This window comes from Micromonospora solifontis, assembly GCF_003725545.1.
Lineage (GTDB): Bacteria > Actinomycetota > Actinomycetes > Mycobacteriales > Micromonosporaceae > Micromonospora > Micromonospora solifontis.
Window position 1 is genome coordinate 1 of record NZ_RJLN01000116.1, and the last position, 12,693, is coordinate 12,693.

At 74.0% G+C, this 12,693-nt stretch carries 15 protein-coding genes; 8 read left to right on the forward strand and 7 right to left on the reverse strand.

Annotated features, from left to right (window positions below; genetic code table 11):
* Positions 1–7 precede the first annotated feature (7 nt).
* Together EFE23_RS25285 and EFE23_RS25290 are read right to left on the reverse strand one after the other, a co-directional pair.
* On the reverse strand, positions 8–844 hold the full coding sequence (locus tag EFE23_RS25285; RefSeq protein ID WP_123243413.1) for an undecaprenyl-diphosphate phosphatase: 837 nt from the start codon (positions 842–844) through the stop codon (positions 8–10).
* Positions 841–1,893, reverse strand: a complete 1,053-nt coding sequence (locus EFE23_RS25290; RefSeq protein WP_123243414.1) for an LLM class F420-dependent oxidoreductase — start codon at positions 1,891–1,893, stop codon at positions 841–843. Before EFE23_RS25290 ends, EFE23_RS25285 begins: the two co-directional genes overlap by 4 nt.
* Before the next feature lie 168 nt (positions 1,894–2,061).
* Between EFE23_RS25290 and EFE23_RS25295 the strand changes: the two genes are divergently transcribed.
* Positions 2,062–3,033, forward strand: coding sequence for an aldo/keto reductase (locus EFE23_RS25295; RefSeq protein WP_123243415.1), 972 nt, complete (start codon positions 2,062–2,064; stop codon positions 3,031–3,033).
* A 108-nt stretch (positions 3,034–3,141) separates the two neighbouring features.
* Entirely contained in the window at positions 3,142–3,333 is a 192-nt protein-coding gene (locus EFE23_RS25300) for a DUF5703 family protein (protein WP_073838148.1), read from the forward strand.
* Between the two features lie 54 nt (positions 3,334–3,387).
* Here the strand turns inward: EFE23_RS25300 and EFE23_RS25305 are convergent, their stop codons facing one another.
* Together EFE23_RS25305 and EFE23_RS25310 are read right to left on the reverse strand one after the other, a co-directional pair.
* Complete coding sequence (locus tag EFE23_RS25305) at positions 3,388–4,041, reverse strand: hypothetical protein (RefSeq protein WP_123243416.1); 654 nt, start codon at positions 4,039–4,041, stop codon at positions 3,388–3,390.
* A gap of 60 nt (positions 4,042–4,101) precedes the next feature.
* A complete protein-coding gene (locus tag EFE23_RS25310; RefSeq protein ID WP_123243424.1) occupies positions 4,102–5,430 on the reverse strand; it encodes a M20/M25/M40 family metallo-hydrolase in 1,329 nt (442 codons plus the stop codon).
* Between the two features lie 186 nt (positions 5,431–5,616).
* On the opposite strand from EFE23_RS25310, the gene EFE23_RS25315 reads away from it, so the two are divergent.
* The 3 genes from EFE23_RS25315 to EFE23_RS25325 all read left to right on the forward strand — a co-directional run bounded on the left by EFE23_RS25315 (position 5,617) and on the right by EFE23_RS25325 (position 7,558).
* The gene (locus EFE23_RS25315) at positions 5,617–6,234 is read left to right on the forward strand and encodes a hemerythrin domain-containing protein (protein WP_123243417.1); all 618 of its coding nucleotides are present in this window, start codon (positions 5,617–5,619) and stop codon (positions 6,232–6,234) included.
* Between the two features lie 81 nt (positions 6,235–6,315).
* Positions 6,316–7,302 carry a LysR family transcriptional regulator gene (locus EFE23_RS25320; protein ID WP_123243418.1) on the forward strand — a complete coding sequence of 329 codons (987 nt, stop codon included), beginning with the start codon at positions 6,316–6,318 and terminating at the stop codon, positions 7,300–7,302.
* A 19-nt stretch (positions 7,303–7,321) separates the two neighbouring features.
* Positions 7,322–7,558, forward strand: coding sequence for a hypothetical protein (locus EFE23_RS25325; protein WP_123243419.1), 237 nt, complete (start codon positions 7,322–7,324; stop codon positions 7,556–7,558).
* Between the two features lie 59 nt (positions 7,559–7,617).
* Here EFE23_RS25325 and EFE23_RS25330 read toward each other — a convergent pair whose 3' ends face one another.
* The 3 genes from EFE23_RS25330 to EFE23_RS25335 are packed head-to-tail and all read right to left on the reverse strand — an operon-like array spanning position 7,618 to position 10,732.
* Complete coding sequence (locus EFE23_RS25330) at positions 7,618–7,968, reverse strand: DUF3140 domain-containing protein (RefSeq protein ID WP_123243420.1); 351 nt, start codon at positions 7,966–7,968, stop codon at positions 7,618–7,620.
* Entirely contained in the window at positions 7,968–8,141 is a 174-nt protein-coding gene (locus EFE23_RS28650) for a hypothetical protein (protein ID WP_199737227.1), read from the reverse strand. The genes EFE23_RS25330 and EFE23_RS28650 overlap by 1 nt, the downstream gene beginning before the upstream one ends.
* Positions 8,142–8,179: 38 nt before the next feature.
* Positions 8,180–10,732, reverse strand: a complete 2,553-nt coding sequence (locus tag EFE23_RS25335; RefSeq protein ID WP_123243421.1) for an ATP-dependent Clp protease ATP-binding subunit — start codon at positions 10,730–10,732, stop codon at positions 8,180–8,182.
* A 113-nt stretch (positions 10,733–10,845) separates the two neighbouring features.
* Between EFE23_RS25335 and EFE23_RS25340 the strand changes: the two genes are divergently transcribed.
* The 3 genes from EFE23_RS25340 (at position 10,846) to EFE23_RS25350 (ending at position 12,558) form a co-directional block, all read left to right on the forward strand.
* Positions 10,846–11,223 carry a hypothetical protein gene (locus tag EFE23_RS25340; RefSeq protein WP_123243422.1) on the forward strand — a complete coding sequence of 126 codons (378 nt, stop codon included), beginning with the start codon at positions 10,846–10,848 and terminating at the stop codon, positions 11,221–11,223.
* A 181-nt stretch (positions 11,224–11,404) separates the two neighbouring features.
* On the forward strand, positions 11,405–11,665 hold the full coding sequence (locus EFE23_RS25345; RefSeq protein WP_123243425.1) for a hypothetical protein: 261 nt from the start codon (positions 11,405–11,407) through the stop codon (positions 11,663–11,665).
* Between the two features lie 11 nt (positions 11,666–11,676).
* Complete coding sequence (locus EFE23_RS25350; RefSeq protein WP_123243423.1) at positions 11,677–12,558, forward strand: hypothetical protein; 882 nt, start codon at positions 11,677–11,679, stop codon at positions 12,556–12,558.
* Positions 12,559–12,693 lie beyond the last annotated feature (135 nt).

Consider the following 12,693-nt stretch of genomic DNA (forward strand, 5'->3'; position numbering starts at 1 on the left):
GGACAGCTCAGGTGGCGCTGATCGTGCCGGTGAGCAGCAGGCACAGCACCAGGGTGCCGAGCGCCACCCGGTACAGCACGAAGAGGTAGAGGGTGTGGTGGGCGACGTAGCGCAGCAGCCAGGCGATGGCGGCGTAGCCGATGGCGAAGGCGATCACCGTGGCGATCACCATCTGCGCCACGCTCGGCGCGGCGGTGCCGGGCGCGGAGGGCTCGAAGACGTCCGGGATGCTGAACACGCCGGACAGCACCACGGCCGGGATGGCCAGCAGGAACGAGTACCGTGCCGCGGTCTCCCGGGTGAGGTTGAGCAGCAGGCCGAAGGTGAGTGTGCCGCCGGAGCGGGACACCCCGGGGATCAGCGCCATCGCCTGGGCGAAGCCCATCACGACGCCGTCGCGCATCCGGAAGTTCTCCAGCGTGCGGGTCTGTCGTCCCCAGTACTCGGCGAAGGCCAGCACCAGCGCGAAGAAGATCAGCGTGAAGGAGATCAGCCACAGGTTCCGGCCGGCGGTGCGGATCTGGTCCTTGAACAGCAGACCGAACACGCCGATCGGGATGGTGCCGATGATGACGTACCAGCCCATCCGGTAGTCGAGGCTGGACCGCACCGAGCGGTCGACCAGCCCCAGGAACCAGGTGCGGACGATGCGCCAGATGTCCTTGAAGAAGTAGATCAGCACGGCGGCCTCGGTGCCCAGCTGGGTCACCGCGGTGAACGACGCGCCGGCGTCCCGGCCGAAGAAGATCGCCGAGGTGATCCGCAGGTGCCCGGAGGAGGAGACCGGCAGGAACTCGGTGAGCCCCTGGACGATGCCCAGGACGATGGCCTCGACCCAGGTCACTCGCCGACTCCGGACAGCTCCAGGGCCTCGGCGACGGTACGCAGGGTCTGCACGCCACTGTCCCGGTCGGCCACGAACAGCGTCACCGACAGGGTGGTCACGCCCGCGGCGGCGTACTCCCGCAGCCGCTCGGCGATGCGCTCCTTCGGGCCGAGCAGCGAGGTGCGGTCGATGAACTCCATCGGCACCGCGGCGGCCGCGTCGCGCTGCCGCTTGGCCAGGTAGAGCTCCTGCACCTCGCGGGCGGCGTCGCCGTAGCCCATCCGGGTGGCGAGCTGGTTGTAGAAGTTCTGCTGCCGGCTGCCCATGCCGCCGACGTACAGGGCGGCGTACCAGCGGACCAGCTCGGCGCAGGTCGCGATGTCGTCGCCGACCACCACCGGCACCGACGGGACCACGTCGAAACCGGCCAGCTCCTTGCCGGCCTTGGCCCGGCCGGCGCGCACCGAGGCGAGCTGCTCCTCGGCGAACTCCGGTGCGTAGAAGACGGCCAGCCAGCCGTCGGCGATCTCGCCGGCCAGCTCCAGGTTCTTCGGGCCCACCGCGGCCAGGTAGATCGGGATGTGCTCGCGGGGCGGGTGGAAGCCCAGCCGCAGCGCCTTGCCGGGCCCGTCCGGCAGCGGCAGGGTGTAGTGCTCGCCGGAGTACGCGACCTCCTTGCGGGCGACCGCCAGCTTCACGATGTCGACGTACTCCCGGGTCCGGGCGAGCGGCTTGGCGAAGCGGACACCGTGCCAGCCCTCGGAGACCTGCGGGCCGGACACCCCGAGGCCGAGCCGGAACCGGCCGCCGGAGAGGGCGTCGATGGTCGCCGCCGTCATGGCGGTCATCGCCGGCGTACGGGCCGGGATCTGCATGACCGCGGAGCCCACGTCGATCCGCTCGGTCTGGCCGGCCATCCAGGCCAGCATGCTCGGCGAGTCCGAGCCGTAGGCCTCCGCGGCCCACACCACCGAGTAGCCGAGCCGGTCCGCCTCCTGGGCCAGAGCCAGGTGGTCGGCCGGCGTACTCCACGCCGTCTGGTATCCGAGGCTGAGCCCGAGTCGCACTGGTCCTCCCACCGTCCGCACCACAGGTCGCATCAGGTTACGCAATGGGGGTTACGGAGCCGATCACCGGCTCACCCCGAACCCGCCACAACCTGCGCGGAGGGTGGAGCAGGAAGTTGACTGCGGGCGAGGATATCCGTGACGGCAGGTTCGAAATAAGGTTCACCCATGCAACAGCGACCGCTCGGCCGAAGCGGGCTGGCGGTTTCGCGGCTCGCGCTCGGCACCATGACCTGGGGACGGGACACCGACGCCGACGACGCGGCCGCCCAGCTGAAGAGCTACCTGGACGCGGGCGGCAACCTGGTGGACACCGCCGACGTGTACGCCGACGGCGACGCCGAGTCGGTGATCGGGTCGCTGCTGGGCAGCCTGGTCCCCCGCGACGACCTGCTCATCGCCACCAAGGCGGGGCTGCGGCCGGGCAACGGCCGCCGCCGGGACAACTCCCGGGGCCACCTGCTGCGCACCCTGGAGGCCTCGCTGCGCCGGCTCGGCACCGACCACGTGGACCTCTGGCAGGTGCACGGGTACGACCCGGACACCCCGCTGGAGGAGACCCTCGCCGCCCTGGACCACGCGGTGTCCAGCGGGAAGGCCCGGTACGTGGGGGTGTCGAACTTCTCCGGCTGGCAGACCGCCCGCGCCGCCGCCTGGCAGGCCGCCTGGCCGGGCCGGGCCCCGGTGGTCGCCGCCCAGGTGGAGTACTCGCTGCTGGAGCGGGGGGTGGAGCGCGAGGTGCTGCCCGCCTGCGAGGCGCTGGGGCTGGGCGTGCTGCCCTGGTCGCCGCTGGGCCGCGGGGTGCTCACCGGCAAGTACCGCAACGGCCGCCCGGCGGACTCCCGGGCCGCGTCGCCGCACTTCGAGCGGTTCGTCACCCCGTACCTGGAGCCGCGCTGCTCCAGCATCGTGGAGGCGGTCGCCACCGCCGCCGGCGGGCTGGGCGTGTCGCCCATGGAGGTGGCCCTGGCCTGGATCCGGGACCGGCCCGGGGTGACCGCGCCGATCCTCGGCGCCCGCACCGTCGGGCAGCTGCTCGGCGCGCTCCAGGTGGAGCGGATGACGCTGCCGGAGGAGATCGTCACCGCGCTGGACGACGTCTCGGCGGTGCCGGTCGGCTACCCGGAACGGGACGGCTGAGCGGCCCGGGGCCGGACGCCACCGAGGCGGCGCGACCGGCCGTGCCGGGCGACGGGGATCACCGTCAGGGGGTGGCGAAGCACCGCCGGGCTGGGCAGCATGGAACGCATGGACTACGAATACGCGCCGCTGCGGTTGCCCGCGAATGTCGACCGGTTGACCGCCGCGGCGCAGCTGGCGATCCAGGCGGAGTTCTCCGGATGGGAGTTGGCCCGGGTGCGGCTGTACCGGGACGGGACGCGGCAGGTGATGCTGCGCCGTCGCCGGGTGAACCAGCCGCAGCCGGGCCTGTCGTACTGAGGCACGGCACCCCGAAGGCCCGCACCGCACGGTCGGGCCCCGGGGCGTCACGGCCTAGTGGGCGTGGTCGTGCTCCTCGTCGAGCTCCAGGAACGGGTGCTCGTCGAGCCGGCCGACCAGCCGGTCGTCGGCGGCCGGCTGGAACGGGCCGACCGGGTCGTCGTCGTCGAACGACTCGAGGTCGACCGGGGTGCCCACCTCGCTGACCATGACCACGCCGTCGAGCGGCTCCAGCTCGGGCACGTCCAGCGCGCTGAGCGAGCCGTCGCCGCTCTGCAGCAGCTCCAGCACCGCCTCGCCGACGCCCTCGACCGGGGCCGGCTGCTCCTCCTCCGGGGTGCCCTCGCGGCGGGCCGCCTCCGCCGCCCGGATCAGCGCGGAGATGCTCGGCACCCGGTAGTCGCGGCGCTGCCGCACCGAGATGACCCGCGGGTGCGGGTCGGTGGCCTCGACGCCCTCGGCGCCGCCGAAGCGCTCGTCGGCCTCGTCCGGGTCGATCGACTCGACGTCCCAGGGGGTCACCTCGCCGAACGCGTCGAGCAGCTGCTCGTCGTAGGCGAAGGAGGCGTTGTTCAACGCGACGTACGCCTGCCAGACGGCGTCGTCGTCGATGCGACCCTGGGCGGCCCGGACGGCGGCCAGGTGGGCGCGGGCCGCGTCGATCACCCGCTCGAGGGCGGCGTCCAGCTCACCGTGCTGGTCGGTCATGTGAGGCAGTCCCTTCCGATGGGGGAGATTCCGCGCCGACGGGTGACGCGACGGACACGGTTAGCAGTTGCGGAGAAACCGGTCGAGAACCCGCACGCCGAACTGTAGTCCGTCCACCGGGACCCGCTCGTCGATGCCATGGAACAGGCCGGAGAAATTGAGGTCGGCGGGCAGCCGCAGCGGCGCGAAGCCGAAGCAGCGGATGCCGAGCGGGGAGAACGCCTTGGCGTCGGTGCCGCCGGAGAGCATGTACGGCACCGGACGGGCGCCCGGATCCTCGGCGCGCAGCGCGGCGGACATCGCGGCGACCAGGTCGCCGTCGAAGGTGGTCTCCAGGGCCGGCTGGCGCTGGACGTACTCGATGTCGATGTCCGGCCCGACCAGCTCGCGCAGTTGCCGCTCCAGCAGCTCCGACTGGCCGGGCAGGCTGCGGCAGTCGATGGTGGCGGTGGCCCGGCCGGGGATGACGTTGTCCTTGTAGCCGGCCTGGAGCCGGGTCGGGTTGGCGGTGTTGCGGATGGTCGCGCCGATGATGTTGGCGATCGGGCCGAGCTTGGCGATCGCGGTCTCCGGGTCGTCCGGGTCGATGTCGATGCCGAGGACGTCGGCGACCTCCGCCAGGAACGCCCGTACGGTGTCGGTCATCACCACCGGGAACCGGTGCCGGCCGATCCGGGCGACGGCCTCGGCCAGCGCGGTGACCGCGTTGTCGTCGTGCACCATCGAGCCGTGCCCGGGGCGGCCCTTGGCGTGCAGGCGCAGCCAGTCGATCCCCTTCTCGGCGGTCTCGATGAGGTAGAGCCGGGTGGCCTCGTTGACCGAGTACGAGAAGCCGCCCACCTCGCCGACCGCCTCGGTGCAGCCGTCGAAGAGGTGCCGGTGCCGCTCCGCCAGGAACCGCGCGCCGTAGTCGCTGCCGGCCTCCTCGTCGGCGGTGAACGCGAGCACGACGTCCCGGGACGGGCGGACGCCGGTGCGCTGCCAGCCGCGGACCACGGCCAGCACCATCGCGTCGAAGTCCTTCATGTCGATCGCGCCGCGGCCCCACAGGTAGCCGTCGCGGATCTCGCCGGAGAACGGGTGCACCGACCACTCGTCGGGGTCGGCGGGCACCACGTCGAGGTGGCCGTGCACCAGCAGCGCGTCCCGGCCCGGGTCGGTGCCCGGTATGCGGGCGACCACGTTGGCCCGGCCGGGCACCGACTCGTGGATCTCCGCGTCGACGCCGACCTCGGCGAGCTTCGCCGCGACGTACTCCGCCGCACGGCGCTCCCCCACGCTGGTGTCGTTGTCCCCGGTGTTGGTGGTGTCGATCCGCAGCAGGTCGCGGCAGAGGTCCACGACCTCGTCGGTGGGATCCGGTCGGGCGGAAGCGGCGTCGCTCGTCATCGCTTCTTCATACCAGCCGGCCCGGCCGGCCGGCCCACCCCCGCCGGTGGCGGTTTCGCGGATGGCGCGGGCGGGTACCGCCGCACCGTCCCGGACCACCACATCCGTCGATCGGCTGTCCGGCGTCGCGGCGTCGGACGCGCCGGGCCCGGACGGCCGTCGAGGTTCCCCGTCGAGGAGGGCGCCATGACCGTTCCCCTGCCCCCGCTGCCGCCCGCCGCCGACGACGCGTACCGGCCGGGCGGGCGGAGCCTGGCCGACATCGTGGACCGGGAGCACCGGGCGCTGCTCGACCTGGCCGAGCAGGTCACCGACGCGGGGTCGACCGCCGAGCGCCGGCGGGAGGTGCTCGACGTGCTCACCGCCGCGGTGTCCCGGCACCTCTCCGCCGAGGAGCAGTATCTCTTCCCCGCCGCCCGGGCCGCGGTGCCGGAGAGCGCGGAGCTGGTGGACCGGGAGATCGAGGCGGACGCCGCGCTGCTGACCGCCCTGAAGGAACTGTCCGGGGTCGACGACGCGGCGCTCGCCGACGTCGCCGACCGGGTGGCCCGGCACGTCAGTCGGGTCACCGCGCTGGTCACCCCGCTGCGGCAGGTGGCGACCGACGCCGAGCTGATCCGGCTGGGCAACCGGTGGGAGATCGCCGAGGAGGCGGCACCGACCCGGCCGCACCCGGGCACGCCGGCCACCCCGCCCTGGAACAAGATCGTGGAGCCGGCGGTCGGCGTGCTGGACAAGGTGCGGGACGCGGTGACCGGCCGGCGTACCCAGCTGTCGGACCTGGAGCGCCCGCCCGGCCGGTGAGCCAGGTCGATCGAGCGATCGGCATACGCCGATGGCGGAACGGCCCTTCCGCGCGCCGCTTCGTGGTCCTACCGTCACCGTATGAATCTGGAGCTGCGACACCTGCGGGTGGTCTGCGCGATCGCGGAGACGGGGAGCGTCACCAAGGCCGCCGCCACCCTCGGCCTGGCCCAGCCGGCACTGACCGCTCAGCTCCAGCGCATCGAACGGGCCCTCGGCGGGCCGCTGTTCGAGCGGGACCGCCGGGGCGCCCGCCCCACCCCGCTCGGGGAGCTGGTGCTGGACCGGGCCCGGGTGCTGCTGCCGGCGATGAAGGGGCTGCAGGACGAGGCGGCCCGGCTGGCCGGGGCGGGCGACCCGCCGCGGCGGTACCGGTTCGGCGGGGTGAACAGCCCGATCCTCGGTCGGCTGGTGCACCGGCTCGCCGCCGAGCAGCCGGAGGTGCAGATCACCACGTACGCCTCCTGGTCGGTCGACGAGTTGGCCCAGCTGGTGGCCGGCGGCCGGCTGGACTTCGCGCTCACCGGGGTGTGCGGCGACGCCACCCCGTCGGCCGAGTTCGGACTGAGCTGGCGGGAGGTGGCCGTCGACCCGGTCTTCGTGCTGCTCAAGCAGAGTCACCCGATGGCCGACCGGGACGAGATCCGCCTGGTGGACCTGCGGCGCGAGCAGTGGGTGGCGGCGCCGGGCGACGGCTGCTTCGGCGACTGCTTCGCCGCCGCCTGCGCCCGCGCCGGCTTCACCCCCCGCAAGGTGTACGAGGTGGACGTGCGGGGCTGCCTGGACCTGGTTGACGCGGGCGAGGCCATCGCGCTGTGCCAGGCCACCTTCCGCCCGGTCGCCGGCCTGGTGACCCGCCGGCTGGCCGGGACGCCGCTGCGCTGGCGGCTGCTGCTCGGCTGGCACCCGGACGCGCCGGCCGCCCGGGTCGCCGAGACCGTGCTGGAGACGGCGGTGGCCGCGTACACCGACGCCCTCGCGAACCATCCGGACTACCTGGCCTGGCTGCTGCGCCATCGGGACTTCGGCGCGCAGCCGGCGACCGTGGGCGGGGTGCGAAGCGCCTGAACGCGGGTATCACGGCGGCATGACTGATCTGTACCCCGCCGCCGACCAGCGGGAGCTGCTGCGCCAGGCGGCCGCCGCGCACACCGCCGCCTCCGCCGACGTCGAGACCTTCCTACGCCGGCTGCCCGAGGTGCCGGACCCGGCGGACATCACCGAGTACGCCAACCTGCTCAGCCGCGAGGAACACGCCCGCGCCGACCGGCAGGCGGCGGCGGACGCCGCCGGGCTGCAACTGCCGAGCATGGAATCGGAGTAGGCCGGCGCGGACGCGGACGGCACCCGGGGCGTTCCCGGGTGCCGTCGCCCGTGGCGCGGTCAGCGTTCGATGAGGACGTCGTGCCCGAGGTCGAGCAGCGCGTGCCGCCACTCGTCGTCGGCGTTGCCCCGGCGCGGCTTCTCCGCGGTGAGCGCCCGGATCCGCTCGATGGCGTCCCGCATCACCTCGATGTCCTCCGGGGTGAGGTCCACCTTGCGCTTGGTGAGGACGTGGAGGATCTGCCGGCCGGGCTCGGGCAGGTCGAGGTCCGGGTTCGGGCCGAACGCCTCCTCCCCCGACCCGCGGGTCAGCAGCCACTGGCGCAGCTTCTCGGAGGGGACGTTCACCTCGGCGTGGAAGTCGTCCCAGATCACCTCGACCTCGGGGTCCAGTCGCGCCTCGCGTACCATCACGCCTCCTCTCCCGGCGGCGGCCCGGACGGCGTCCGGTCGCCCTCACCGTCTTCGCTGTGCTGCTTCAAGCCCTCGGGCGGCACCTTGACCCGGGACGGGTTCGCCGTCGGGGGCGCGACGATCGGTTCGCTGCGTCCGGTGTCCTCCCGGGTTTCCTCGGGTTCGGTCATCTCCGCCCTCCGCTCCGTCCGGGCTGGGCCGCCCTGCCTCATCGGGGGTGCGACGTCGTCGCGGCCGTGTAGCCGCGGTCGCCGGCGCGGATCTCGACGGCGAGCTGCCCGTCCCGCGCGTCCACGACGACCTTCTGCCCCGGGGAGATCTCGTGCTCCAGCAGCATCCGGGACAGCCGGTTGTCCACCTCCCGTTGGATCACCCGGCGCAGCGGTCGGGCACCGAACTCGGGCTGGTAGCCGTGCTCGGCGAGCCAGTCGATACCGGCGGTGGTGAAGTCGACCTGGATGTCCTGCGCGTGCAGCCGGCGCCGGGTCTCCTCCAGCAGCAGCCCGGTGATCTCGCGCAACTGCTCGGCCTCCAGCCGCTGGAAGATGATCACCTCGTCGATCCGGTTGATGAACTCCGGCCGGAAGTTCTCCTGCAGCCGCCGCATCAACCGTTCACGCAGGTCGCTGGCCTCCTGCTGGCCGGGCTCGCCGGTGGCGAAGCCGACCGTGCGCTGGGTGCCGGTGATCAGTTCCGAGCCCAGGTTGCTCGTCATGATCAGCACTGTGTTCTTGAAGTTGACCGTGCGGCCCTGGCTGTCGGTGAGCCGGCCGTCGTCGAGCACCTGGAGCAGGATGTTGAACACGTCCGGGTGGGCCTTCTCGATCTCGTCCAGCAGCACCACCGCGTACGGGCGGCGGCGGACCGCCTCGGTGAGCTGGCCGGCCTCCTCGTAGCCGACGTACCCGGGCGGCGCGCCGACCAGCCGGCTGACCGTGTGCCGCTCCTGGAACTCGCTCATGTCCACCCGGACCATCCGGTCCGCCTCGCCGAAGAGCGCCTCGGCGAGGGCCCGGGCCAGCTCCGTCTTGCCGACGCCGGTGGGGCCGAGGAAGAGGAAGCTGCCCATCGGCCGGTTCGGATCGGCCAGCCCGGTACGGGAGCGGCGCACCGCCTCGGCGACCGCGCTGACCGCCTCGTCCTGGCCGACCACCTTCTCGTGCAGGTGCCCCTCCAGGCGCAGCAGCCGGTCGCGTTCCTCCTCGGTGAGCTGGTTGACCGGGATCCCGGTGGCCCGGGAGACCACCTCGGCGATCTCCTTCGGCCCCACCTCCGGCACCTGGCTGCCGCCGCCCTCGTCGCCCTTCGCCCGGCGGATCTGCTCCTCCAGCTCGGCGGTCCGGTCGCGCAGCTGGGAGGCCTTCTCGTACTGCTCGTCGGCGACCGCCTGCTCCTTGTCCCGGCGTACGTCGTCGAGCTGCTGCTCCAGCTCGCGCACGTCCGAGGCGGGGGTGCGGGTACGCAGCCGGACCCGGGCGCCGGCCTGGTCGATCAGGTCGATCGCCTTGTCCGGCAGGTACCGGTCGGTGACGTACCGGTCGGACAGCTCGGCGGCGGCGACCAGGGCCTCGTCGGTGAACCGGACCTGGTGGTGGGCCTCGTAGCGGTCGCGCAGTCCGCGCAGGATGGTGATGGTGTCGTCGACGCTGGGCTCGGGGACCAGCACCGGCTGGAACCGGCGCGCGAGGGCGGCGTCCTTCTCGATGCTGCGCCGGTACTCGTCCAGCGTGGTCGCGCCGATCACCCGCAGCTCGCCGCGGGCCAGGGCCGGCTTGAGCATGTTGGACGCGTCCATGCCGCCCTCGCTGCCGGCACCGCCCGCGCCGACCAGGGTGTGGATCTCGTCCAGGAAGATGATCAGCTCCTCGCGGTGGGCCCGGATCTCGTCGATCACCTTCTTCAGGCGTTCCTCGAAGTCGCCCCGGTAGCGGGTGCCGGCGACCAGGCCGGCCAGGTCGAGTTGGATGACCCGCTTGCCGATCAGGGTCTGCGGCACGTCGCCGTCGCAGATCCGCTCGGCGAGGCCCTCCACGATGGCGGTCTTGCCGACTCCGGCCTCGCCGATCAGCACCGGGTTGTTCTTGGTCCGCCGGGACAGGATCTCCACGGCCTGCTCGATCTCGTCGGCACGGCCGATCACCGGGTCGATCTGGTCCATCCGGGCCAGGTCGGTGAGGTCCTGGCCGTACTGGTCCAGGGTGGGCGTGCCGCGGTCCGGTTTCGGGCCGGCCATCGGGCCGCGCTCGGCGCTGGCCGCCTGCAACGACTCCGGCTGGATCCGGCCGGCGGCGAGCATCCGGCCGGCCGGGGACTCCGGGTTGAGCGGCAGCGCCATCAAGATGTGCTCGGGGCCGATGTAGTTCGCGCCCATCGCCCGGGAGAGCTGGTGCGCGTCGAGCAGCGCCCGCTTGGCCGCCGGGGTGAGCGACAGGTTCGGCGGCACCTCGCCCCGCGGTGCCCCCTCGCCCCGGCCGCCGAGGGCGTTGACCAGCGCGTCCGGGTCGGCGCCGGCCCGGCGTACCAGGTCCCGCAGCGGCTCGCGTTGCAGCGCCGCCCAGAGCAGGTGGTCGGTGTCCAGGTCGTTGCTGTGCTTCTGGGCGGCCCGGCGGGCCGCGTCGGCGAGCATCTCCCGCGCGTCGGCGGTCATCAGCCGGGTGATGTCGACCCGGTGCGCCGGCCGGCGTCCCCCCTCGCCCCGGCCGAAGTACCGGGCCAGGAACTCGTCCCACGGGTCGTTGCCGAAGTCACCGGGTCCCATCATCTCTGTCCTCCGCAGTCGGTCGGCACGGCCGGGGCGCGACATGGCGCGGCACGGTCGGCGGTGGCTACCCGGCGCTCGGCGCGACAAACGCGGCCGGGTGGCACGCTGGGGGCATGGAGACCAGGCCGCTGCTGATCGTCGACGGCGCGAACGTGGTGGGCTCCCGCCCGGACGGCTGGTGGCGGGACCGGGCCGGGGCGGCCGCGCGGCTGCGCGACGCGCTGGTGCCGCTCGCCGCGGCCGGCGTACCCCCGGAGCTGCCGCCACCGGTGGAGGTGGTGTTGGTGGTGGAGGGCGCGGCGCGCGACGTGCCGGCGGTGCCGGGGGTGACGGTGGTGGCCGCGCCGGGCTCCGGCGACGACACCGTCGTCGACCTGGTCGCGGCGGCGCCGGGCCGCCGCCGGGTGGTGGTCACCGCCGACCGGGAGCTGCGGTCCCGGGTGGGCGCGCTGGGCGCCGAGGTGTACGGGCCGCGCTGGGTACCCCGCTGACCCAGCCGTCGACGGGACCGGCTGTCTCACCGGCGGGACCGCGGCGAGCGGCCACACCGGCTCTTCCCGCACGTCAACGGCACAATCGGACAGCAGGGCAGGAACACCGCGAGGGCGGATGTTCGTCCACCCGTCGGGATGGGTTGTAATGGAGATCTCCCTTGCCCCCAGGAGGTCCCCCGTGGCGAGCGTCGCCGAGCTGAAGGCAGCCATCGATGTCGCCCTGCAGCAGATAGGCGACGGGCAGACAGCCGTGCAGGCGGCCGGCGAGAAACTGGCCGAGGCGCAGCAGACCCTGGCCGGCGCGTTGGAGGGCAGCGGGCACGAGACCGTCGAGGCGGCCCAGGCGTCGCTGACCCAGGCCGCCCAGGAGCTGGAGGAGTGCCTCGCCGCCACCCTGACCGCGGTCGAGCAGGCGCAGCTCTACGTCGCCACCCTCTGAGGGGCCGGGCCGTGTCCATCGTCGAGGACATCGGCGCGCAGGTCCGCGCCGCCGCCGAGGAACTGCCGCTCGCCCCGCTCGCCCTGGCCTTGGAGAAGTTCGGCCAGGCCACCGAGCGGCTGCGCTGGGTACGCCAGGAGTCGGCCAACCCGATGGGGGTGCCGGAGCTGTCGGCCGCGACCGAACACGCCGAAACCGCCGGGTACGCGCTGCGGGTGGCCCAGGAGCAGCTGTCGGCGTACCTGGCCGCGATCGGGCTGGCCGCCGACGGGGCGCCCGCCCCGACCGGGGACCGACGCCGGCCGAAGCACGACGCGCCGCAGGGCGACGTCCCACCGGCCGCCCCGGCCAGCGCGCCCGAGCCGGACGAGCAGCCCACCGTGCGGCGGTGGTGGGCGGTGCGGGTGGCCGAGCTGACCGGCGGCCGGGAGGGCGCGCCGGGCGAGCCGGACGACCGGGTCGGCGACGCCCGGGAGCTGCTGCGCCGGGTGGTCACCGGGGTCCGGTCCGGCGACCGGGAGCGACTGCACCGGGAGCTGCGCGGGGCGCACGCGGACGTCGGCCTGGGGCTGGCCGCGATCGCCCCGCCGCTGCTGCGCGACCTGGCCGGCGAGCTGCTCGGGCACCCGCCCCGCGCGGACGACCTGGGCCGGCTGCGCCGGGAGCTGGACGGGCGGGTCCGGGACCTGCTGCCCGGGCTGCCGCCGCCGGTGCTCGACACCCTGCTGACCCGGGTCTGCCGGATGCCCCCGCCGCGCCGCCCCGGCGACCAGGAGCAGCCGCACGCGGCCGACCCGGCGGTCACCGCCGGGGTGCTCACCGGGGTGCTGCTGGACCGGCTCGGGCGGGACCTGCCGAAGGACGCCGACGAGCGGGAGTCCGCCCGTGGCTGACGTCCGCGCCCAGTTGGTGTCGCGGGTCCGGGGGATGCTCTCCGAGGCCCTCGGCGCGACCCGCAACCGGCTCGCCGACGCCGACGCCGACCTGGCCGCCGGCCGGGACCGGCTCGCCCGGGTGCGGCGCGCCGC